Source organism: Bradyrhizobium sp. AUGA SZCCT0182 (assembly GCF_018130185.1).
In the GTDB taxonomy this organism is placed as follows: Bacteria; Pseudomonadota; Alphaproteobacteria; order Rhizobiales; family Xanthobacteraceae; genus Bradyrhizobium.
In genome coordinates, this window is the sequence record NZ_JAFCLY010000009.1 from 52,832 (window position 1) to 75,894 (window position 23,063).

20 protein-coding genes are annotated in these 23,063 nt (G+C 58.4%); 5 read left to right on the forward strand and 15 right to left on the reverse strand.

Translation table 11 applies throughout. The features are described from left to right. Positions 1 to 145: 145 nt before the first annotated feature. From JQ611_RS12430 to JQ611_RS12450, 5 genes are all read right to left on the reverse strand, one after another. Complete coding sequence (locus tag JQ611_RS12430) at positions 146 to 1,348, reverse strand: AAA family ATPase (RefSeq protein ID WP_312011940.1); 1,203 nt, start codon at positions 1,346 to 1,348, stop codon at positions 146 to 148. A 9-nt stretch (positions 1,349 to 1,357) separates the two neighbouring features. Further along, a complete protein-coding gene (gene cpaB / locus JQ611_RS12435; RefSeq protein ID WP_212465589.1) occupies positions 1,358 to 2,254 on the reverse strand; it encodes a Flp pilus assembly protein CpaB in 897 nt (298 codons plus the stop codon). A 1-nt stretch (position 2,255) separates the two neighbouring features. Then, positions 2,256 to 2,762, reverse strand: coding sequence for a prepilin peptidase (locus JQ611_RS12440; RefSeq protein ID WP_212465590.1), 507 nt, complete (start codon positions 2,760 to 2,762; stop codon positions 2,256 to 2,258). A gap of 104 nt (positions 2,763 to 2,866) precedes the next feature. Further along, positions 2,867 to 3,064: a hypothetical protein gene (locus JQ611_RS12445; protein ID WP_212465591.1), complete on the reverse strand. Its 198-nt coding sequence runs from the start codon at positions 3,062 to 3,064 to the stop codon at positions 2,867 to 2,869. Positions 3,065 to 4,327: 1,263 nt separating this feature from the next. After that, positions 4,328 to 4,516, reverse strand: a complete 189-nt coding sequence (locus tag JQ611_RS12450) for a hypothetical protein (RefSeq protein WP_212465592.1) — start codon at positions 4,514 to 4,516, stop codon at positions 4,328 to 4,330. Positions 4,517 to 5,522: 1,006 nt separating this feature from the next. On the opposite strand from JQ611_RS12450, the gene JQ611_RS12455 reads away from it, so the two are divergent. Beyond that, the gene (locus JQ611_RS12455) at positions 5,523 to 6,464 is read left to right on the forward strand and encodes a tripartite tricarboxylate transporter substrate binding protein (protein WP_312011941.1); all 942 of its coding nucleotides are present in this window, start codon (positions 5,523 to 5,525) and stop codon (positions 6,462 to 6,464) included. 636 nt (positions 6,465 to 7,100) lie between these two features. Here JQ611_RS12455 and JQ611_RS12460 read toward each other — a convergent pair. From JQ611_RS12460 to JQ611_RS12485, 6 genes are all read right to left on the reverse strand, one after another. Continuing rightward, positions 7,101 to 7,448 carry a GrlR family regulatory protein gene (locus tag JQ611_RS12460; protein ID WP_312011942.1) on the reverse strand — a complete coding sequence of 116 codons (348 nt, stop codon included), beginning with the start codon at positions 7,446 to 7,448 and terminating at the stop codon, positions 7,101 to 7,103. 640 nt (positions 7,449 to 8,088) lie between these two features. Beyond that, positions 8,089 to 8,505, reverse strand: a complete 417-nt coding sequence (locus JQ611_RS12465) for an ester cyclase (RefSeq protein ID WP_212465594.1) — start codon at positions 8,503 to 8,505, stop codon at positions 8,089 to 8,091. Between the two features lie 270 nt (positions 8,506 to 8,775). After that, complete coding sequence (locus JQ611_RS12470) at positions 8,776 to 9,162, reverse strand: response regulator (RefSeq protein ID WP_212465595.1); 387 nt, start codon at positions 9,160 to 9,162, stop codon at positions 8,776 to 8,778. Continuing rightward, positions 9,159 to 10,550, reverse strand: coding sequence for a sensor histidine kinase (locus tag JQ611_RS12475; protein WP_212465596.1), 1,392 nt, complete (start codon positions 10,548 to 10,550; stop codon positions 9,159 to 9,161). The genes JQ611_RS12470 and JQ611_RS12475 overlap by 4 nt, the downstream gene beginning before the upstream one ends. Positions 10,551 to 10,977: 427 nt before the next feature. Continuing rightward, positions 10,978 to 11,427, reverse strand: coding sequence for a hypothetical protein (locus tag JQ611_RS12480; RefSeq protein WP_212465597.1), 450 nt, complete (start codon positions 11,425 to 11,427; stop codon positions 10,978 to 10,980). Between the two features lie 130 nt (positions 11,428 to 11,557). Beyond that, the gene (locus JQ611_RS12485) at positions 11,558 to 12,139 is read right to left on the reverse strand and encodes a hypothetical protein (protein WP_212465598.1); all 582 of its coding nucleotides are present in this window, start codon (positions 12,137 to 12,139) and stop codon (positions 11,558 to 11,560) included. Positions 12,140 to 12,403: 264 nt separating this feature from the next. Here JQ611_RS12485 and JQ611_RS12490 point away from each other — a divergent pair, with 264 nt between their 5' ends. Continuing rightward, positions 12,404 to 12,706, forward strand: a complete 303-nt coding sequence (locus tag JQ611_RS12490) for a hypothetical protein (protein ID WP_212465599.1) — start codon at positions 12,404 to 12,406, stop codon at positions 12,704 to 12,706. Positions 12,707 to 12,885: 179 nt separating this feature from the next. On the opposite strand, the gene JQ611_RS12495 is transcribed toward JQ611_RS12490, so the two are convergent. Continuing rightward, a complete protein-coding gene (locus JQ611_RS12495) occupies positions 12,886 to 13,113 on the reverse strand; it encodes a helix-turn-helix transcriptional regulator (RefSeq protein ID WP_212038327.1) in 228 nt (75 codons plus the stop codon). Between the two features lie 93 nt (positions 13,114 to 13,206). Between JQ611_RS12495 and JQ611_RS12500 the strand changes: the two genes are divergently transcribed. From JQ611_RS12500 to JQ611_RS12510, 3 genes are all read left to right on the forward strand, one after another. Beyond that, on the forward strand, positions 13,207 to 14,007 hold the full coding sequence (locus JQ611_RS12500) for a YqaJ viral recombinase family protein (RefSeq protein ID WP_212465600.1): 801 nt from the start codon (positions 13,207 to 13,209) through the stop codon (positions 14,005 to 14,007). Positions 14,008 to 14,084: 77 nt separating this feature from the next. Next, positions 14,085 to 14,312 (forward strand): hypothetical protein, encoded by a 228-nt coding sequence (locus JQ611_RS12505; protein WP_212465601.1) that lies wholly within the window; start codon positions 14,085 to 14,087, stop codon positions 14,310 to 14,312. A gap of 29 nt (positions 14,313 to 14,341) precedes the next feature. Next, positions 14,342 to 15,601 (forward strand): ERF family protein, encoded by a 1,260-nt coding sequence (locus JQ611_RS12510; protein ID WP_212465602.1) that lies wholly within the window; start codon positions 14,342 to 14,344, stop codon positions 15,599 to 15,601. Between the two features lie 195 nt (positions 15,602 to 15,796). Here JQ611_RS12510 and JQ611_RS12515 read toward each other — a convergent pair whose 3' ends face one another. The 3 genes from JQ611_RS12515 to JQ611_RS12525 form a co-directional block, all read right to left on the reverse strand. After that, complete coding sequence (locus tag JQ611_RS12515; RefSeq protein WP_212465603.1) at positions 15,797 to 15,985, reverse strand: hypothetical protein; 189 nt, start codon at positions 15,983 to 15,985, stop codon at positions 15,797 to 15,799. A 450-nt stretch (positions 15,986 to 16,435) separates the two neighbouring features. Beyond that, positions 16,436 to 16,891, reverse strand: a complete 456-nt coding sequence (locus tag JQ611_RS12520; protein ID WP_212465604.1) for a hypothetical protein — start codon at positions 16,889 to 16,891, stop codon at positions 16,436 to 16,438. Between the two features lie 286 nt (positions 16,892 to 17,177). Beyond that, entirely contained in the window at positions 17,178 to 23,039 is a 5,862-nt protein-coding gene (locus tag JQ611_RS12525; protein WP_212465605.1) for a VCBS domain-containing protein, read from the reverse strand. Positions 23,040 to 23,063: the final 24 nt, after the last annotated feature.

A 23,063-nucleotide genomic window follows, 5' to 3' on the forward strand; every position in this document is an offset into this window, starting at 1 on the left:
AGCGAAGCTGGCACCAGGGGCTGCTCGCTCGAAGGTTCATCGCGGCTTGGCGTCAATGCAGGCAAACGAGTTGGCGCGCCGTCCTTTGGCGTCAGTGCAGGTAAACGGGTTTTGTCGTCGCGTTCGCGCGTACCAAATTTTTTTGTCACCCGAACAGCCTCCTGAACCATCCCTTACGCTGGGCGCCGACACCGGCAATCTCCCGTACAATCGGGGCGAGGTGACGTCGCAGTTTTGATACGTGCTTCAGAGCTGGAATTCCGAGATTGACCGCCTGGGTCATCCCCTTGCCGAGATCGGGAATCACCATGTCCGGTTCTGCGCCCAAGGCCTTGACGATTGTGGCCCTGGGCAGCCCCCCGGCACGATCGGCACGATTGAGGAGAGTAAAGACCCGATCCTTGCCGGCGATGTTGGTGACGGCGGTGCGGAGTGCGTGGGCATTGCGAAGTCCGGTCACCTCCGCTTCAAGCAGCACCAGCACGTGGCGAGAAAGCATGATCACCGGATGGATCGATGGCGGAAACGGAACGGGTATATCAACAACGATGTAATTGAAGCGTTGACGGAGCAGACCCAGCACGTGTCTCACTCCCGCTTCGGTGATGTCGAGCTGCGCATCCAGGTCCTCATCGGCGGAGATCAGGCAAACGCGCTCGTTGATATCGATTGCCGCGCGTTCGAGGAACAAGGTGTCCGCCCGCATCGGGTTTTCCAGAGCGATGCGCAGCCCCGGTCCGGGCCGAACACCCAACATCACCGCTGTTTCGCCGTTTTGCAGATGAAGGTCGAGCAGCGCGACCTTGGCCTTGGTGGTCTCGGCCAGTTGCAGCGCGAGATTGATCGCGATACTCGTCGCTCCGGCGCCCCCCTGGGCGCCGCAGATCGAGATCACATGCCCGCCACGATCGGCCGCACCGGGCGCCACGTCGCCAAGCAGCTTCGGACGTAGCTGGTGCAGTACCATATCGCGCGTGAGCGGCTTCGGAAGGTACTCCGTCAAGCCGAGTTCCATAAGCTCGCGGTAGAAGGTGATCTCCCTGCTCTCACCGATCAGCGACACCTGGACATCGGGTGGGCAGACGCTGGCCAACCTTTCCAGTTCGGTAAATGGATCATCGATTCCGCTGATGTCTGCCACCAGGGCGAATAGCTCGGTGTCGGTCTCGAGCATCTTTATGGCATTGCGGATCGTGCCACGCCTGATCGTCAGGTTGCTGCCTTCGAGGCCTTTGCGCAACGCCGCTGCACTCAACTCATCGTTCACGAAACAGATGATTTGGTTGCGCGTTGCAAGAGACGCAGTTTCTTCGGGTGGACTTGCGATTGCCATGTTGACGATCACCACTACCTCCTCCTACCGACGTACAGCCGAAGCGACCGGCGCTGACGGGGTAATTACCGGCGACGCATTGCTGCTCAACACAGGGCGCGCAATCCCTGCTTCGTCCCTCCTGACTGAGTATTTCGTGCCGTTATTGCGTGCATACACCACCACCGTGGTGTCCGCGTCCCCGGTGTCCTGTCGATCGACCGCTGACCGTACCGCCAAGGTGAGTTTTCCGCGCTGTCCTGCAACGATGACTTTCTTGACCTGGTCCGGCGCAAGCTGCAGCGATACGGTGCGCGCTACCTTACCTGCCGCGGCGTTGTTGGATGGGCCACCTTGCACGATCTCCTGGTCAATCGCGACAATTCGAACATTGTGAGCAACGGTTTCACTCAGCGTGCCATGCTGTTGAGCTGTTTTGTCCTCGCCCGCTGTCGTCGGCTCCTGGATCAACACGACATCCACGTAGTCACCCGGCCAGATCAGGCCAGAGACACCAGACGCCGCATCAACGTTGATGCTGATGGCACGGCTATCCGGTGCCAGCACGCTGGCGAGAAAACCCCGTTCACGCGGGCGCAATATGTCTTCGGATGTGACCAGACTGCCGGTGTCGAGGAAGCTGCGAACCAGAGATCCGCGAATTCCGATCTTGGCGTCGGGCGTATCGAGGATCGCTCCTGCTGGAACACTACCCGACGGCACCGAGCGTACTGTGAAATCTTCATCGCGAGCCAGCGTACCTCTCGGCAGCGGACGGGCGGCGACAAAGTACCCGACAGTGAGAGGCTCCGGCGCCTTCACCGTGACCTCTACCACCGGGACCTGCAACTTCGACTGGTTCATGTTGTAGGCAATAAGCCCGAGCGCAGAGGCCGCGAGCAAAAACACCATGATAATCGAGAGACGCAAAGAGGATGACATGTCAAAGTCCTTTGCTGAAAATGGTCCAAATACCACCGCACGCTATGGCAACCCCGTAAGGTAGCGGTGCGTGTCGCAAATGGCGCCAGCGCTCAACCGCGTAGACCCGGCGTACGAACGACGATCCGGCGGGCGCCAGCCTTGGTTGTGGTAACACGCGCATAATCAGATGCACCATGGCAAGAACGCCGCCGGCCAGCGCGGTTACAGTCAATAATTGAATCACGCCGATCACGGGCAGACCGATCGCCAAGGCGACCAGCAGCTTGACATCGCCGCCGCCAATCATTCTTCGCTGGTAGATGACCAGCAGCAGCAGGAACAGGATTGTCGCGGAGATCAGGGATTCGGCAATTTGCATCGGGCCGGCAAATTGACTGGCGATTCCGAGCAGCGCAAGTACTAGACAGATTTCATTCCGGATCAATCGCGTCGCGATATCGATCGACGCGACATAGAGCAACAATAGGATTTCCAGTAACGAGGCTGTGGGAGCAATCCAACTCATGAAATGCCTCAAAAACGCGAGGGCACATTAATAAACTTAAGTTCGGGGCAGATTAAAAACTGGGGGGCACATTCCGATGCCCCCCTTCCCGTCAGATGGCTATATTACAAGGCCGCGTTGAACTGGCCTACGATACCCGAGATCCCGGCAGAGAGCGCCGTCCCGATAGCACCAGTGGCTCCCGTACCGAACGCCGCAGCCACTGCGCCGATGATACAAGCCGCGACGATGATGTATTCGAACGACACCACGCCGTCCTGGTCCTTGGAGAGGGATTTCATGTCATTCAGGAAATTACGCATATTATACGCCTCCAAATTGATGTTAAGTTTTGAAATTCCAATTCAGTGGTGCGGAGCTGTCCGAAAGCCACTGGGTAAATTTTGTGTTAAGGCGGGGGCTAAGTCAATGTTTATGCAAAGTTTTGGCAATCATCGTTAACCCGTACGATACCGGTGTAATCGCCAAGCAACACGCTGAGCCGCCGAAGCAATTTCGGATCGCCTACGGCAGCAATTTCGGGGTAACTCGCTTGAGACACGTCGTCTCCGTATAAGTACGGCTAATCCATGCGCGCGAACGGTGCAAGGCCAATGCCGCACCACCACGTTGCATCGCCGAAGCAACGTGGTCGGTCAAATGCACCATGATCATTCGGCCGTTCGATCAGCAGCAGCAAGCCATCGCATTATCGAGAGTGCGAACAATTCTGAACAGTTCTTCCTGCGCAACATGTTGCATTGGAGCGCGCGCCTTCGGAGAGGAAGCGCTCCCGAGCAAGGATCTCGCATGGTTGCCTCGCACTCCGCTCTCGAAATCGCTCCGGCCCAAGTTGAAATTCCCGCGCAGCTCCGGAAGGTTTGTTTTGCATTTTGCGCAATGAACCTGACGCTTTGCCTGATGGCGGATCTTGCGCACGTGTGGATTAAGATCGGAGCGCCCTCGTCATCCAACGGACCTCATCAGTTTCTGGGCTGCCGGGGGTCTCGTGCTCGTTGGCTTTCTGACGCAGGCCTTTGACTGGGATATCCTAAAGCGGCGTCCAGTCATTCAATCCGCGCTGCGCGGTATCGGCCCCCCGCGACAACAGCAGGAAGTTTAAGCCGGTCAGGCCGGTCGGTCGAGAGCGCCGCGATGAGTGAGGGGAATCCACCCCGATCCGGGTAGTTGGATTTGCCCCGCGGTCGAGTAGCGTTTCAATGAACGCAAGCGGGCTCCAATAAATCGCGTACTCGAGCGGAAAGTCGTCCGAGACCTAATTCCGAAGGATGCAGGCTGTTCGGGAAGTCGGCGGGATCCCCAGCGCCTCAAGCAGAGCGTCGAGGTCACCCTTCCGGTAGGCATCATCGATCGCTTTGAAAACCTGGCGCTTCGCGCACCGTTCGGCTTCTTCGGTTTTAGTTTTTGCCGCCATCCTGGCCATCGAGATCGCGGATAAATTTCCAGGACGTCGCATCCGTGGCGCACAAGTGAACGAGGGGAAGATATACTAAATCCTCCTCCCGAAGGGATTTCTGCCTTAGCTAAAGGCGGCGAGAAACATTCCGATCGCGAGGCAACCGCGTTCAAAGATAAACGACGTAGATTGCGTTGGGATCAGTTGGCTGAACTGGAAATTGCATATCCTGGTCGACATAGCCGTCATAAATGAGACCCGGTTCATTCAAGCCATCAAATGGTCCGGGACTTTTCACCACGCGCGCGGTCTTATCCGGAAGCGCCGATAACTTCTCGATCAATTCAGCAACGGTCATTTGCACCCTCCCCGGGGTAACGCCTGCCCTTCACTTCCACCAACACCGCGGCGGCGCAACGAGTCCTGCTGCCGCCAGCTCGGGACACCTGGTTTAAGACCGCCAACGTGGCCGAGCAAGCCTCAATCAAACGGCTGCATTCTGAGACGCGGTGAAATCGGTGGGTGTCCAATGGCTGTTTAGTGCGCCAACCACCTGAGCTGAGTTGCAGGCCTGGTTCTGGGCAAGGCGGTCCTCGACCACGAGCGGTCATAGAGAGGCGCTCTTAGGGTACTAGGGAAGCCTCGGGTCATGGCATCCGCGCCAAACGCTCAAAATCAGGAGCGATCAGCTGAAATTCTTGGGCGACCGGCCTTGCAGCGAGGCTCCCTTATCGGCGGCTACTTCCAAAAATGCATCGTGCGGCATTGGCTGCTCTTGGACGACGCTGCTCACTTATTTAGGTCGAGCAGGAAGTTGTGCCTTCCGAAGGCGGACCCCAGGTCCTCCGCCGATGAACACAATCCCCGCACTCTCAAGGGCTCCACGCACATCTTCGATCGTACGCGGATATGGCTCCCTCGCTCCCCTCTCAAGATCGGCAATGGTTTTCGTGGCCGTCTTGCTGGCTGCTGAAAGGTCTGTTTGGGCCCACCCCAGGAGACCAAAGCCGCGCGGAATTGCCTCCCCCACAGAAACAATTAGCCTTCCACGGGCCAGTCTGTCTTGTATCGACATTTCAAAAGGGGCTATCCAGGAACGTGGCCATCGCGGCAGTCCGCTACGGCATTCGCGTCGGTTTGACCGCGCTGACGACTTGCACTGTGCCCACATAATCTGACGGTGTTACCACATCTACGGGTTGTTATGGCTCACGAGCGCCGAGAGGAAGCATGCCCCCTTCCACCTCGTTGCAAGACCGGTGTAGTCTGTTCCCGCAGGGCGTCCAGATGGATAAATCCGCGACGTAGCGCCCTGTGGAGGGAGCATCATGAAATTTCCCCGCCGCGCATTCATGCAGCTGGCCGTGGGCGCGGCTGCATTGCCGGCCGTGCCCCGCCTTGCGCGGGCGCAAGCCTATCCGTCCCGTCCGGTGCGCATTGTCGTCGGCTTTGCCGCCGGCGGGGCTACCGACATCCAGGCGCGCCTGATGGGTCAATGGCTATCGGATCGCCTCGGCCAGCAATTCATCATTGAGAACCGCGCCGGCGCCAGCGGCAACATCGGCACCGAGGCGGTCGCCAAAGCGCCCGCCGATGGCTACACACTGCTGCAAATTGTCACCCCGCACGCGATCAATGCCGCGCTGTACAGCAATCTCAATTTCGACTTCATCCGGGACATCGCGCCGGTTGTATGCTCCGCACGGCTGGCCTACGTCGTCGTGGTGCATCCGTCGGTCCCCGCCACGACGATCCCTGAATTCATCGCCTACGCCAGGGCCAACCCGGGCAGGGTCAACTACGGGTCGGCCGGCCCCGGCACCCCGCAAAACATTGCTTGCGAACTCTTCAAGATGATGGCCGGGGTGAATTTGGTCCACGTCCCTTATCGCGGCGGTGCGCCCGCGACCACCGATCTGGTCGGCGGCCAGATACAGGTGATTTTTGCTCCGGTGTCCGAGTCGATCCAATATATCAAGGCGGGTAACCTGCGCGCCCTGGCGGTAACGACCGCGAAGCGTCTGGACGTGTTGCCGGACGTTCCAACGGTGGGAGACTTCGTGCCTGGTTATGAGGCCAGCGGTTTTGCGGGCATTGGCGCGCCCAGGGACACCCCGGCGGACATCATCGATATCCTGAACAAGGAGCTCAATGCCGGCCTCGCCGACAGCAAAGTCAAAGCCCGGATCGTCGAGCTCGGCGGCACAGTGCTTGGCGGCTCGCCCGCGGAATTCAGGACGATCATCTCGGAGGCCACCGAAAAGTGGGCGAAGGTGATCAAGTTCGCGGGCATCAAGGCTGAATAGTGCCGGGACGCCACCGGATTCTAAACCGAGCCTGTACAATCCGATGCCCGAGTTGGATCAACTGAGAAATCAGGACACGCAGCCGGGAAGTCTGCTTCACCCTCACGGAGAGACGTGGTGAGTTGGGCCGGTCAGCGCCAGGGCCCTAGCCCTTTTTGCCGCTCGCCTTTTCCTGCTGGTACGACGAGCCTGAGCCCTTCGGCTTGTCGGACTTTGGTTTCTTAGTTTGCTTGCTCGGCTTGTCTTTGCCCTTGGCCATTGTTCGCTCCTGATTCGATGTAAATTATCAGGGCAATGCTACGCTGAACCTCTCCTGTTTCAAGCCTAAGATCGGCAGATCATCGCCGCTGTGCAGGCAAGTTGGTCTGTTGGCACCATCGAACAGCTCGGTGACGCCCGTATTGCGATAGAAAACCTCAGCAACGATTCCTGCCGGCCAACGATCGGCATCGAGTGGCTCTGACTTCACTCATCTTGAAGCGAGCCGTCCAGATCCTCAAATTTGAATGGGTCGCTCCCACCAAGGTCATCCGTCTGGTCCAGGTGGATGCGTGGCATGGGCGAGCAAGGCGCCAAGCTCAGACCTTGAGCGAGCCTGTAACGTACCTCGGACTGCGTCCGCAGAAGCGCCCTCCTCTAGAGCGCCGCCTGGAACTGCAGCACGGCGTCAAACAATATGCTCATCTTCCCCACTAAGGCGGTACCGCTTACCTCCGCTGCGCCGTTGGAATAGATGCCACTGAAACCGCAGCACACTTCCCTGCCCCCAAACAACATGTTTAAGCCAACTACCTTTGTATGCTCCCGAGTAATGAGTTCGCCGCGCCACTTCCCGTTTCTGAAAATATAGGAGCCGGTGTAATAAAAATGCGAATCGCCTCCCAAAATCTGACCGTTGAGAAGGATGATAACGCCGGTCGCGTGTCCGCGCCTGGCGTCTTTCATTTCGATGCTAACAGAGTAAAGGCCGTTTTTGATCAGCACGGTTTCTGTCCACGGTTGCCCAACTGGCGATGAACCTACATTGTTACGCCGCCTGTTGGACAGCCGGTGTTATCATTTTTGAGAGGCCTCGCGTTCACAACGGGCAATAAGCCCGTCTCGAATGACGCTGGCCGCAAACCGCCGCTGCCGATCCACTCTTGTGTAGCCGCAGCCAGCTATCCTTTCACGGCACCTGTCATGGCGCCCTTTAGGTCGTCACTCAGTTCGGACATGCTATAAGCTGGCAGTCGTCAGCCGATACAGTTCGGCGTGTGTCACTTCTTCGCACTCGCGGAGACAGGTTCTTTCGCTGCCTTCAAGCGTTCTGTAGGACTCGTTTTGACGGCCCACCGCCCCAAGTGCCCTCGCTGGAATTCCTGCGTTGCTCCGAGACCAAAGTGAGTTTCAATTTCTTGACCCGAGCTTGGACGCCCATGAAGGACCGACCCAGCGCTTTGCCGATAAAGCGCACGTCTCTTCCGGCCTGGACCAGAGAACGCAAGGCGTCGTCCTCTTCAGCTGTCCGCGTGTCTTGTAGGGCGCCCAGCTTCTTGCCGCCCGACCGAGTGTCTGTCAATACGACTGATCTAGCGACGCTCTACCCTGCTAGACATGTTCGGATCGCAAGAAATTTCCCCGCTTAAGCCCAGCCCAGTTGCTGCATTGCCATTCCAGAATGCCAAATCTTCGTCATATGGCTGATCTTGTCGCCGGTAAATTGCATCACATAGACGTAATCCGAGGTCGTCTTTTTGCCGGTCGGCTCGCACGGACCACCGGGACCGGTATGAGTACCGGAAAAGACAGCATAGGCAGCGACGTTGTTCCGCTCGGTATCAGTGGCAAAGGATCTCACCTCATAGCTACCGTCCGGCATAATCGACATGAGTCCCTTCATCCAATCCGCGTATTCCGCGAGTGTTTTGATATCTGCAAGCGGTTCGGCCTGAGCTGCGAAGGTCGCGTTTGGAGCACAGTAAGCCTTGCAGACTTCCCAACCCTTTCCAGTCTCGCAAGCGGCAAAGAAATCGCCTGCAATTGCGGTGATCGACGCCATGAGCAGTCTCCCTTCGTGTTTATTGAATGCTGTTTCTAGCACTTCGGCCGCTCGGGCCATCACGCTGCTTGTTAACCAGGCCGGCGAGCGGGCGTTGAGCAATGCGATTTAGCGGCACGTCACCAGGCGCTTTGATAAGGCTATAGTCAATGATTGCGATGGGTCATTCGCATCCGTTTGACCGGACTGCGGCGCATGTCTTAAAGGTTGCCATTAGCGAACGATTCTCCATCGCTTCGGCCGAAGTCTCACCGAACACTCTTACTCAATTCAAACCCATTCCAGCCGCTTGTTGATTTCCTCACGTAACAAGGCGAAGTCAATTGGTTTCGTCAATAAACCCGAAGCGCCGCGTTCCATCGCCCTGCGTTTGGTCTCGGGATCGCCATACGCTGTGATCATTATAACCGGGACCTCCGGCCGTATCTCCTTGACCTTGGGCAGCATTTCAAGTCCGGTCATTCCGGGCATGTTGATGTCGGAGAGGATCAGGATCAGCGAATGCTCGATTGGACGAGCAATACGAATTAGAGCATCTGCGGCCAAACGAGCGAAATCCATGACAAAACGCTCCGCTCGCAGATCGCGGCGAAACTGCTGGCGGAACAGCTCCTCAACATCGGGCTCGTCGTCCACCACAAGAACCAGAACGCTCACGTCTGACCTCTGGTTTGTCTCGAACGTGGCAAGGTAATACGAAATTCCGTAAATTGACCGGGCTCAGTATCGACATCAATTGTGCCGCCATGTTGTTTCACGATGATGTCGTGGCTCATCGACAGGCCCAGACCGGTCCCTTCGCCGGCTGGCTTAGTTGTGAAAAAGGGGTTGAACATCTTCTCCTTCACGCTGGACGGAATGCCAGCCCCGTTGTCGCGGATGCGAATTTCCACAGTGTCGCCGAGGTTTTTGGTGCTGGCCCGCAGCGTTGGCTCAAAGCCGGGCTCGCCGCCTTCCTTGCGGCGCTTGGTCACGGCATAGAAACCGTTTGCAAGCAAGTTGAGGAACACGCGCGTGATCTCCTGTGGAAACAGATCGATCTGGCCGGCAGCGGCGTCGAAGTCTCGCTCCAGCGTGACGTTGAAGTCGGACTTTTCAGCGCGGGCGCCGTGATAGGCTAGGTTCAAGCTTTCATCGATCAGGGCATTGATGTTCGCCGGCCGGCGCTCGCCGATGCCCTCGCGGGAGTGCAACAGCATGTTCTTGACGATGGAATCGGCGCGCTTACCGTGCTGCACGACCTTCTTAAGGTTGTCTTTTAAGAGCCCGGTGAGTTCGTCGACCTCGGCGCGGAGCTGGCTGCCGATTTCGACCGGCTTGAGGACCTCGTTCAACTCCTCGGTCAACTCAGCTGAAAGAGCCGCAAAATTATTGATGAAGTTGAGCGGGTTCTTGATTTCGTGAGCGATGCCTGCCGTGAGCTGGCCGAGGGAAGCGAGCTTCTCGGTTTGCACCAGGCGGTCCTGCGCGGCGCGCAACTCGTCCAGCGAAGCGGCAAGTTCCCGGGTTCGCTGCTGCACTTCCTCAAACAATCTGGTGTTGCCGATCGCAATTACCGCTTGGTCTGCGAACGTCTGAACGAGTTCAATCTGCCGCTCGCTACACGGGCCGGCAACCATGCGTATCATGCTCAATACGCCGATCGGTTCTCCCTCCCTCACCAATGGAACTGAAAGCATCGCCTTGTAACCCGCACGTCGCTGCGCCTCACAAAACTGGAAGTCCTTGTCCATCGAGACATCCGGCACATGTACGATGGATGCGGTCAGCGCGGCGCGGCCAGTAAACGTATGCATGTCTGGCTTGATCGGGTGTGCCTGCATAAACTCAAGGTAATCCGGCGGGCAGTTGAATTGCGCCTCGGGAACGTAGACGTCGGTCTGTCGCAGGAAGATCAGCGCCCTGTCGGCCTCGCAAAGGCGGGAGGCCGACGAAACAAGTGTATCCAAGACAGCCTTGAGATCGAAGGCCGAGCGGCTGATCACCTTTAGCACGTCGGCAGTCGCGGTTTGCTGTTGCAGGGTTTCGGAAAGCTCTCGCGTCACCGCGCGCTATAGGTTCGCTGACGGCTGCAAAAGCAATCGGTGTTGAGCAGCCGACTGTTGACGACAATCACGTCAGGCGCCTATCGACGCAGTAGGCCGTGACCGAGCTCATCCAATCCGGGCTAAATATGCACAGACATGATTGGTTATAGTACGGCCTATTGTCCATCCTGCGCTTTTAAGCCCCTGTCGGAATGCTGCGGCGCGGGCCTGACCTTGCGGATCGCTTTTCGGACAGAGCAGCAGTAGCGCGAAACGCGTCGGATTGCGGCCACGCCGCCACCGCACCACCGAGCAAACCTGATCACTTGCCGCCGCCTCATATCCGTCCCAGCTAGGAGGTAGTGGCATCGCTATTGGTGACAGCAAACCGGGGGTGGACAATAGCACGCTTTCAGCGGGGGCGGCCGATCCCTGGGCATAACGGTTACGATGCGCCGAGGGGATCTTCCGTCTTTGCCTTTAACATCGCGCGAATGGCCCGGTGCCGTCGCGACGCTGCGCGACGTTCGTATCGGTCAAGCCTGACCAGCTCGCCAAGCACGCGGCGGGCAGCTTCCGCCAATTGATCCGGCTCTCCCACCGGCATAGAATCCAAGGGATCAATTGCCAAGGGCTGCGGCGGCCTGGTGGCGCGTAATCCCCTGAACCACAGATCCATTTGTATACACCATCGAACTTCCTGCATCTGGCAGCGAAAGTGCTTGGGCGGCACCAACGCTCCAAAGGCACTGGCTCGTTCGATCAACCCCACCTTTACCCGCCGCACGCGGGCAAGCTCCAGGTTTGCCTCGGCCGCTTCGCGGGCGAACGCGCATACGATCTCGTTTTTGCTCTTACCGGCAAGGCGATGGGCAAGCCTTTCGACCTTTGCCAAAAAGTCAGAGCTTAAGTCCGGGCGCGTCAGACCGTGGCGGACGGCGTTACGGCTAGCGCGCGCTTTTCCATGGACCGAGCGCGGACCGCCGCTCCGGCGGGCGTTGGCGCGATTGGCTTCGAGCTGTCTTTTAGTCGGCATGTTCGGGTGAGGTCGAGGGTTCAAGGCTGGGCCCATCGACTTCGGCGATAATCCGATCCGTCACCCGCTGGATTTGTGTGGCCAAGCTCCGGCGATATTCTGCAATGAACCGCAGCGCCTTGTTGCGCCGCCGTTCCAATGCCGACAGCATCTTGTCCAGCCGCTCCAGGTCAGACATGGCAAGTCGAAACGCTTCCGCTTCAAGGGCCCGTTCGTCAAATCCGACCCGACCGAGTATTTCCATGAATTTCTTTTTGGCTTTTGCATCCTGGAAATAGGCCTTGGCCATTGCAATGGCGTCTGCTTCGACTTGCGTATTGGTGATAAAATCCGGCTCGAAGGTCAGCTGCTTTAACAGGCTCTGGACGGCTGCGGGAATGGTATTGCAGATGATGAGAGTTCTGTAGCGACGCAGCCGCAAGATTTCCCAGAGGATTTCGAGGATGTCATCAAGAAACATCCATTCGATTTGACCTTTGGGTTTGATTTCTTTTGCGATCCCTTCGCGGAGGGCGAGGTACTCCCTTTCGGATTCGCTGCCGAGTAGGGTCGGCTTGGATACTGGTCGCATGACGGCTGTCTCCATTCAAAAGGATTTATGTCTCGTCAGACGCTGGTCTGAAAAGTTTTTCCCAAAATGTACACCGCCTGGGAGTGAAGCTTTGCCAACTAAACCGGCTCTTTAGCTTCCCTTATAGTTGGCATTGAGTCGATTAACAGAACGTTGATGCACGGAACTGCGCGTAACGCGATCTAGCGCTGTCAACAGGAATGTCGACACGGACCGGCGAATTGCGGGTGCTCGCTTGCGGTTTATTGCGGAGGGTTAGGCCGCATGCAATCTGACATCAACGCGGACGGCATCAAACGGAAAGAGGATCCAACCGTCTTCGGTCTTTCCAGGATAGCGGCTATACACATCGCCATGCACGCCCTTAACGCCGCGATCGACGCTCTGCGCCGCCTCTTTGATCGCAAGCGGTCCCGCCCTGTCATCCTCCGCAGTAATTCTTCGAGATTCCAATCACTGGCTGCGATCATGCGTACACGTCGGCAGCTCACCCAAATTATTTTCGAGACTTATCTCTTGCGGGCTTTCGAAGGCGCACTCCGCCTCCACCCCCGTTCTCATCGATGAACTCGACGCCGGCGGCTTCCAGTGCTCGCCCAAAAGGCTAGCTCATCGACTGTGACGTCCCGTCCTCGGCAACCTCAGCTCGACAGATCGGGGTTGCCGCCCAGCGCACATTCCTTAGCGAGATCCGCGGCGGCATCTTAACAGCACTCTCCTCTATAAGCAGCGGCACGGCGAATCCGTTATTTCCGCGACTTATCTTTTGAGGGCTTTCGCAGTCGTACCCCGGGGCCACCGCCATTCTCGTCAATGAATACTACACCCTCACGGATCAAGACCTCCTTGATCAAAGTGATCGTAGCTGGGTCCCCGGCATACCTCCCCACCTCGATGTTCGTAATCGTATTCCGATGCAGCCCAGTCGCCGCGGCCAGGTCTCTGACGGTCCAATTTAGTGCGGCTCTCGCCATTCTGACTTGTGCACTTGTCACAGGCTTCCTATTATGCTATTGTCACATGTGCAATGAGCACAAGTAAGTTAGCATAGAGCATCGGAGTCGCGAATGTTGAAGCTATTGAAAGCTGGGGACCGCCGCGCCTTTATCGGCGGCTCAGACGCCCGGATCATCATGGGCGACGATGAGGCCGCCCTGCTCCGGCTGTGGCGGGAAAAGCGCGGCGAGGTCGAGCCCGAGGATCTCTCCAACAACCTGATCGTTCAGCTCGGCACCGCGACCGAGGACCTCAACCGGCGCTGGTACGAACGCAATACCAGCCAGGTCGTCACCGAGGTGCAGCGGCAGGTGTTTCATCCGATCAAGAGGTGGATGGCGGCCACCCTCGACGGCAGGGTCCAGGCGACGGGCGCGGTGTTCGAGGCCAAATTCGCGCTGCCGTGGTCGTTCTCCGAGGAAGGCGCGGCCGAGAAACACATGCCGCAGCTGCAGCACAATATGTGGGTCACGGCATCCCGCACCGCGGTGCTGTCCATCATCACCGGCGGTGGCAAATGGGTGGAAATGACCATTCCGGCCGATCCGCTGTATCAGCACCTGTTGATTACCGCGGAGAAAAAGTTCTGGCGCTGCGTCGAGAGCGGCGAGACCCCTCACCTATTCGGCGTCGAGCCGCCCAAGCCGCGGATCGAGGCGGTCAGGGTCGTGGACATGAGCACGTCCAATTCCTGGGCGGAATTAGCAGGCGTGTTTTGCCGAACCCGAGCCGCCTTCCTCGATCACGAGGCGGCCAAGGTCGAGCTCAAGAAGCTGGTGCAAGAGGATGCCAAGGAGGCCAAAGGTCACGGCATCCGTGCCAAACGTTCGAAGTCCGGCGCGATCAGCTTTGAGCTCCAAGCCGCCGAATAGGCTCGGCCGAGTGCTTCGATCGAGATGACGGTTGGAAGCCGAAGCGACTTGCAAAAGGTTAGGACGTGGATGCGCCGATGCAATCTCCCTTCGACTTTCCCCATCTGGACCCGTCCTGCGATCCGCCGGAGCAGTATGTCGCGGCTTTAGAGCTGCTGGTCTCCCTCTGGGGCCAGCTGCGCGCATTCAGGCCCGCCTGCCAGCACGACGAATTTTTGTCCGGCTTTACCGCGGAGCTGGAAAACGAACTCGTCGCCGCCGGCCTCGTCTTAGCGATCCAGGTCGAACTCTTGACCGCCCAATAGCGCCTTGCCATTTTTCAAAGGAAGCACCCATGCAACGTACTAGCCAGTCGATCAGCAACATAGCCGCCGCCCTGGCTAAAGCGCAGGCGGAAATCGAGAATCCAGAGAAGTCGCTTACCGCCACCATTCGGTCGCCCTTCCCGCGCGAGGGCGACCGCAGCTTCCGCTACGCCTCCTTATCGAGTGGATTAGAACTGGTTCGTAAATCTTTGGGAAAACACGAGATCGCCACGGTTCAGGCCACGTCAATCGATGACGCCGCCGGACTAATCCGGCTGACTACGACGCTGGCGCATTCGTCAGGCGAATGGCTGTCCTCGGACTGGCCGGTCTGTCCGGTATCGGAGACGGCGGCGCCCCATCGAATGGGAGCCGCCCTTACCTACGCCCGGCGCTATGCCCTATTCACACTGGTCGGGATCGCAGGCGAGGACGATCTCGATGCGCCGGATCTCGGCCTTCAGACCGCCGGACCAGGCCCGCAAAGTGGCCCACGGACAAACAAGACCGGCTCGAATGGTCATATGCAGACAACCAGCGCGAAACCGTTACAGCGATCTGCAAAGGGTATGAATGGCACCCCGGTCGGCGCCGTCCTGTCGGCGGCCTCGGCCATCCAGCGGGATCAGCTGCTGGCCGATCTGGAAGCGTTGCCGCTCGACGCCGATCTCGACGCCTGGGCTCTGAGAGCATGGCCAAAGGCTAACAGTCTCATCCCGTCAGATGGGGCTGAGGTCAGGGCGGCGTTTCAGGTCCGGCTGGCCCTCCTCGCTGGGGCGTCGGATGCGGATATTTCCCCCGCAGCCGCAGACCAGCCGTCAGCGCACCAGGAGACCCACCCGCGCATCGACAAGAGCGTGCTGTCGATCCCGGTGGCGAGGCGCCTGCGGGACAAGACCCATTTGCGGTTCGTGGCCAAACAACGCTGTCTCGTCTGCGGACGCCAGCCCTGCGACGCCCACCATCTGCGTTTTGCGCAATCCCGCGGGCTCAGCCTCAAGGTCAGCGACGAGTTCACGGTCCCACTCTGCCGCGGACATCATCGGGAGCTGCACCGAGCCGGCAAGGAAGTCGATTGGTGGACGCGAACCGGCATCGAGCCGACCGAGCTCGCGCGAAGGCTCTGGCTCGAAAGCCATCCGTTGGCGATCTCGGCAAGTTCACCAGAACCGGACGGTGCGGCGGCGGAAGCTAGCGTTGCGATCCATGAAGATGGGGCGGCAGCGATTCCGAAAAAACCACCGGTCGAAACTACGAAACGAACCCAGTTGCCCGGTACGCCAGCATGACCTCGCCGGAGAAAACAGTCGAGGGCCTCCGCAGGCTCGCAAATCCATTTTACTGGCTTAGTTTTAAAAATCGATCGCACAGTACAATTTCGATAAAGGCGATTTGTGCGTCATTTCGGCGGCAAAATCCCCCCTCGCGACGGGTTGATGCCTCGGCTCAAGGTGGTGAAGAAACATTCGTATCGGTAACCGCGTTCAAAGATAAACGACGTGGATTGCGTCCGGATCGGTGGCCTGAACTGGAAACTGCATATCCCGGTCGACATAGCCATCATAAATGAGGCCCGGTTCATTCAAGCCATCAAATGGTCCGGGACTTTTTACCACACGCGCGGTCTTATCCGGAAGCGCCAATAATTTCTCGATCAATTCAGCAACGGTCATTGCACCCTCCCCAGGGGTAACGCCTGCCCTTCTCCCGCCGACACGGCAGCGGCGCAACGATCCCTGCCGCCGCCAGCCCCGAACATCTGTTTTAAAACCGCCAACGAGGCCGAGCAAGCCTCTTTCAACCCATTGGCCAAGACCGGGCTCACATCAAGCTGTTGACGGCGTCATCAACGAAACGGGCGCCGTCTCGAAGCCAAGTTCATGCTGCCTGGTCGTTTGCAGAGGAGGCAGCAGCACAAAACCACATCCCAGATCCGTTGCGCCAAGCTTTCCGCAAGGTTCAGGCGAGCGCAAGAGATTTTCCAAGAAGGATTATCGAGTGGGTTCACCGCCCGCGGAACATGCTAACCTGCCGCGACCGCCAAACGGCTAGACATCGGCGTTAAGATTGAGCGTTCTTCTGGCCATGGGTTGCTCACTATTCAACGCGCATCCGTATTGGGCTCACTTGTTTAGTTCGCCGGCAACCGGGGATGCTTGCACTGCGTCCGCGCTCTTGGTCAGTCCCGCAGCTACTTGTCTTGCGGCATCTGGGCTAAGTGCATAGCCTTCCTGGTTTTCCAGCCGGTGATTGAGAATAAGCAGGACCAGGCCCCTGCCCTCGGTGTCCGCCGTCACGGCGAAGGTCTTCGGGATTTCAAATCTGACTTCATTCGGGTTGCCTCCCGATCGAGCATTCCGCTCGGGAACCACGGCGGAGTCCGCACTGGGAAGTGCTACTGCAGGGGTTGGCTCAAGCGTCCCCCGCGCGCTGACGAGGGCATCGATAAAATCGCCCAGGCACTCGCGCGCGATTTTCAGCTCTACGTCGCCAATATACTTCCCACTTCCGCCGACGATGACTTCCTTCTTGTCATCCGAAAGGCTGGACGACTTTACCTCGCCGATCCTGATCGCCATTTATGAACGCTCCAGGCCAAGCCTACCCCTGCCCTGGTCATACTCCTTCTCGCCTTCCAAAACCATCGTCGGGCATCGCCCCATCAGCTCCGCACCGCACCCAGAGAATTCCGTCGGTCAGCTAGATCAGATCGTGACGGTATGACAGAAGTGTGCCCGTCGTATCGTCTGCAGAGAATGCGAAGCCGTCCGCCGAGTAGTCGCCGAGCAACGAGATGTTGGCGGTGTGAACGCCGTCGCTCGAAGTTAGGGTCTCGCCAATGGCGACTTCAGTTCATCATCGCTCTCAGATATGCAGTTGGTCTCGATAGGAAACGAGCGTGCCGCTGATATCATCCGAGGCCAGCGTGAAGCCGTCTGCCGAGTATTGGCCAAGCAGACCAAGGTTTGCGGCATGCACTCCGTCTGTTACCGACAGCGTACCGCCGTTGCCCGCTTCGTTCTCGACATAGCTCACGCTGGTGTTGGATCCGAAGACGATATCGTCAAGGTCAAAGTGATCATCCGCGTTGAAACCGGATACCAACCCGCTGAAGTCGAAGGAGTCGCCAAGCCTCAGTGTGCCGGTAGCATCCGCATCAATGGTAACGTTCGTAGAAGACGCGCCTGCGAACTCGATCGTGGCTACGCCATCGATCAATGCCGTGCCGTTTCCAGTCACATCACCATGGACCGTGATGTCACCTCCATGGGCCCATAGCTGACCTGAATTTTCGACATTGCTCTCTATGACCAAGCCGCCGCTGCCGGTGGCCTCAAGCGTTCCGACGTTGATGATGATGTTCGATCCGGTATCGATCTCGAGCGTGTTGGTACCGGAAGCGATGATGGTCCCCTCGTTGATGAGGATCAGCTGGCCGGCCCCGATTTGACCCGCACCCTCGATAATGTTGTCGACGTTGGTGAGCGTAACATCCGAAACGGTGCCACTGATGACGTTTCCGACGCTGTCCGACATCCCGACGTGGCCGCCCCCCTGCAGGGTAATTCCATGCTGTATCAGCTGAAGGTCGGTCTCGCTGCCAGTCGAGTTGAGCTCGATTGTCCCAGTATTGTTGATGATGCCGCTCAAAGGCAGGATCGCGCCATCACTGATCACCATGTGGCCAGCATTCTCCGTGACCGGGGTTTGGTCAAACACGAAGTCATTCGCATCGAGCGAAGCGGCATCTACCCCTTTCAGGGTAATAGACTGCCCATCAGACAACGTGATTACCGCGTCGCCAGCAGCGTTGCTGACGAGGTGCGCCTGGATGTCGCTGAACCCGGTGAAGTCTGCATAACCGATCAGATCAATCTGGTCTGAGGCGGCGTCAAAACTGTAGATCACGTCATGCCCGATAGGCTGGGCGAACACGAACATGTCGTAGCCGTTTGAGCCGGTCAGGTTGTCGTCGCCCGAAATCGCGAAAATTGGAGATCCCGGGGCGTAGACTTCGACGTTGTCGGTGACCATCAAGTAGCCACTGCTACCGTCGGTGTTCGTCCAGCTTTGCGTGACATGGAGAACCATTGCCCCCAAATAAGTGTGTGGTGAAGTGACGGTGAGCTTAGAGACGTTATCGGACTGGATCGTCCAACTGCCATCGCCGTTATCCGTACCTTCGCTCAAGCTCCAGCTGGAAGGAACCCCGGCAATGGTCACAGTGACGTCGCCAATGGCATCGGCCGGGTTGGTCAATGCGAGGTTGATCGGAGACCCGGCGACGCCGGCTGGAGCTAACGCCGTAATACTTCCGCCCGAAAGGGTAAGCTGATCGGTACCGGGACCACTGGCGATGCCTGCCAGCTGGATCAGCACATCGTTGGCACCAACACCTAGGACACCGTCGGAAATGTAGATGTACGAGTCCGATCCAAATCCGAAGACCAGGGTTTCGCCCGCGACAGCATCGTTCCCGCTGCCGTCATTGTTGATGTCCTCGAGTGCGTCATTCACCGCCACGATTCGCTCCGCGAGCGTGTCATCGGCAGCGGCGAACGTGACCACTCCGGAGGCTACGGCAGCATGCCCGGCGACAGCTCCAGCGGTCGTGTTGGTGCCCTGCGTAATGTTTGTGGCGCCAAAGTCGATTGAATCCGAGCCCGATGCGTAATCGGTTATCTTGTCGAAATTTGTGTTAGAGGGCGTTCCGCTACTGCCAGCGGCGAAAACAAAGGTATCGGCGCCAGTGCCACCCGACAACGTATCCTGACCTCCGCCACCAGTGATGGTGTCGGTACCGCTACCGCCTGTGATTGTATCGTTGCCAGACCCTGTACTGATAATATCGTCGTCAGCGCCACCGGTTATAACAAACGCGCCGGTCGTAACCGCGCTCGCATTCACCGTCAGGTCTGCATTGTTCGTAATGCCTGAGCCGTTAATGGTCAGCGTCCCGTTATTTTGGAACGTCGACGCGAATGTGAGAGTGACGGTATGGTTTCCGGTGTTCGTGTCAGTGACATTTATGGTTTCGAAATTTGTGAGAAGAGTGTTTCCAGTACCATTACCAAAGGTGAACGAGTTAAGATTGCTTCCCGTGATATTAAGTGTATCCGTACCGGTTCCGCCAGTCAGCTTATCCGCCTGTGCAGCGGCCATCGTATTAAGTGGTGCAGTTACGGTATTCGTGCCGGATGAAAAGAAGACCGTATCCGTGCCGGTCGTCAGGGTAACTGAACTCGGGCTGGTCACCGATATCGTAACCGTGTCAACATCGGTCAGTGGTCCCCCGGTCCCAGTGTTTCCGTTGTCATTGGTTGTCATCGTAAGAGTGGCATTACCCACGAAATTGCTTGTGGGCACGTAGGTTACGCTTGCGGCGAGCGTGGAGTTAATCGCCGCCGCCGTACCCGTCAGGGTCACAGACGCCGAATTGTTGCCGCCGACGACGGCAGTACCGCCACTCACCGTTAGCGTGCCATTGGTAATACCGAGCGTAACCGTCAAACTGCCCGAGGTTGCATCATCCGAGATACTTAAGAGGCCGCTAAGATTCTCGTTCGTATTCACGGGTGTTGTCTGTGCACCTGGTACCGTATTCACGGGCGCGTCGTTCACCGCAGCGACAGTGATGTTCACAGTATCCCCGTCCGACGCTGATGCAGCATCCGACGTGACAATTTGAATTGACCCGAACCCAACAAAATTGGAATTTGGCTGGTAGCTCAGACCATTCAAAGCGGCATTGATGTTGGCGTCCGTTCCACTAAACGTCATCGTTCCGTCTGACGTTCCGTCTCCGATGCTGAAGGACAGCCCAGCGATGGCGTTTAACGTCACGGCGCCGTTGGTGGCAGTCAGGGTCACCGTATGGGTCGCATTATCCACATCAGAGATGCTGATCTGATTGCCGTTGGCTGAGCTGAAGACTCTTGCCGTGTCCTCATTTATGGTTTGTGAGCCAGGCATCGTATTGACTGGCGCATCGTTGGTGCCGGTGATGGTGAACGTGACGTCCTGAATGGCGGAGTCCGTCGTGCCATCATTGACCCTGACCTGATAGGTGATAGTCAGCTGTTGACCTGCTTGCAGGAAGTCGAGGTTAGCTGCCGCGGGATCGTAGCTGTAGCCGATGTTGACTGCACTCCCGGTCGAGGTCGTGCCGGTGAGCGTGAAGGCGCCGCCAGCAGTCAGCGCCGCGGCGCCAGCCGGTAGCGAGAATGCGCCGCCATTGAGCAGCACCGTCGGGCTGCCAACCACCGAAGCGGTCAGCGTGTCGCCCACGTCGAGGTCGGCGACCGAGAAGGTGCCGTTGATCGCAGCCAGATCCTGCGCCGAAGCGGCGGCCAGCTCGGCCACTGCCCCTGGATTGGTTGTGTCGCTCAGCACCGGCGCATCATTGGTCCCGGTGATAGTGAACGTCACGTCTTGTGTGCCTGAGTTCGTCGTGCCGTCATTGACCTGCACCACATAGGTGATGGTCAGGCTCTGGCCTAAACGCAGGAAGTCGAGGTTGGCTGCCGCCGGATCGTAGTTGTAGCCGATGTTGACGGCGCCGCCATTCGAGCTCGCCCCGGCGACCGTAAAGGCCCCGCCTGCCGTCAGCGCCGCAGCCCCCGCCGGCAAGGTGAATGCACCGCCGTTGAGCAGGACCGTCGGGCTGCCCACAATGCTCGCCGTCAGCGTATCGCCAACGTCGATATCGCTGAGCGAGAAATTACCGGTGATCGCCGCCAGATCCTGCGCCGAGCCATTGCTCAGTTCCGCAACCGCCGTCGGGTTGGTGGTGTCGCTCAGCACGGGGGCGTCGTTGGTGCCGGTGACGGTGACGGTGACCGATTGCGTGTCGGTGCCGCCGTTGCCGTCCGAAATGGTGACGGTGAAGCTCTCGGTCGCGGTCTCGCCGACCGCCAGGTACTGGGTGGCGCTGTTGGCGACGTTGTAGGTCCAGGTCACGGTGCCGTCGCCGGCGCCGGTCGCCGCGTCGGTCACAACCGGCGTCAGCGTGCCGCCGAGCGTATTGCCGGGGGCCGCGGTGGCGCTGGCGGAATGCACATCGACCAGATCGATGTCGTCGAAGGTGATGGTGCCGGTGGTCGACAGAGTCGTCGCGTCGTCGTCTTCGGTGACCGCGCCGGTTGCAACCGCCGCCGAGATCTCCGGGGCGTCGTTGGTGCCGGTGACGGTGACGTCGATCTGCTTAGTGATCAGGCCACCATGCTGGTCGTTGAGCGTGATGGTGAAGCTCTCGACCTTGGTCTGGCCGGCGGCGAGATACTCCACCGCCGAATCCGCAACCGTATAGGTCCAGGTCAGTTGGCCCCCGCTGCCGGTGCCGGTGGTGTCGCTGTTCTTGACCGCGGTGAGTGCGCCCAGCACCGAGCCGACCGGGATGCCGGTGGCAGAAACCAGATGCACGTCGGTTAAGTCGACGTCGCCAAACGTGAGGATACCGCTGTCAGTCAGGTTGCCGGCCGGAGTCACCTGCTCGGTGACCGCGCCAATCAGATCCAGCACCGTGATCACGGGGATATCATTGGTGCCGGTGATGGTGACGTCGATCTGCTTGGTGATCAGGCCACCATGCTGGTCATTCAGCGTGATGGTGAAGCTCTCGACCTTGGTCTGGCCGGCGGCGAGATACTCGACCGCTGAATCCGCAACCGTGTAGGTCCAGGTCAGCTGGCCGCCAGTGCCGGTTCCCGTAGTATCGGAATTCTTGACCGCGCTAAGCGAGCCCAGAGTGGTGCCGACCGGGGTGCCAGTCAGGGACACCAGATGCACGTCGGTGAGGTCGACATCGCTGAACGAGATGGTGCCGCTGTCGGTGAGATTGCCGGCTGGGGTGACCTGCTCGGTGACCGCACCAATCAGATCCTGCACGGTGATCACTGGCGCATCATTGCTGCCGGTGATGGTGACGTCGATCGTACGGCTAGTCGTGCCGTCTGCAGATGTTACCGTAAGGGTCTGATGAACAATTTGCCCGGCGGCGAGAGCCTCCGTCGCAGGTTTGGCGTTATCAAGCGTGAAACTCCAGGCTCCCGTTGTCGAATTGAACGTGAAGTTTCCATATGTACCGGTCAGCGCGGCCGCTGAGGGATTTTGAAAATGATTTTCGCCTGCATCCACATCGGTAACGGTGAGGGTGCCTGTTACGGTCGGTGTGCCCGGAGTACTGTTGCTCGTCCCTCCGGCCTCAACAACGGTGCCTGTGTACGTCCCTGTGATGGTTGCGCCATCATTTTCGCCTTGGATGTTGATCAAAACGCGCGCTTGGCTAAGCGTGCCGTTGGCGAGGCGGATGGCGTAAACGAACACGTCGTTAATCTGATCCGTTGCGGAGAGCGTGTTGAGATCCCTGCCCGCCGCAGCTGCCCCGCCATTGTCGAGCTTGTATTCGACTTTTCCGTTGTTGATTCGAACCCAGTTGTTTAACGCCGTTTTTTCCCACGCCGAGATGCCACCGGTAAGCGGGTCCGCGACTAACAGCTGTGCATCGGGGGCGAGCGCGTTGCCGTTACCGTCGTCGACTGAAAAAAGTGTTTTTGCATTTCCCCCAAGGTCATTACTCATCACGTCGAAGGTGACGATGCGGGTCGCGACATTGTAATAACTCGATAGCGCGAGCGCGTTTTCGGTCCAGCTATACAGGTCATCTTTGGCTTGGGGCGTATTCGAGAATGAAGTGGTGCTGCCGCCGCCGGTTGTCTGAGTAGCCATTTTATATTTGTCCTAAAATTCGTG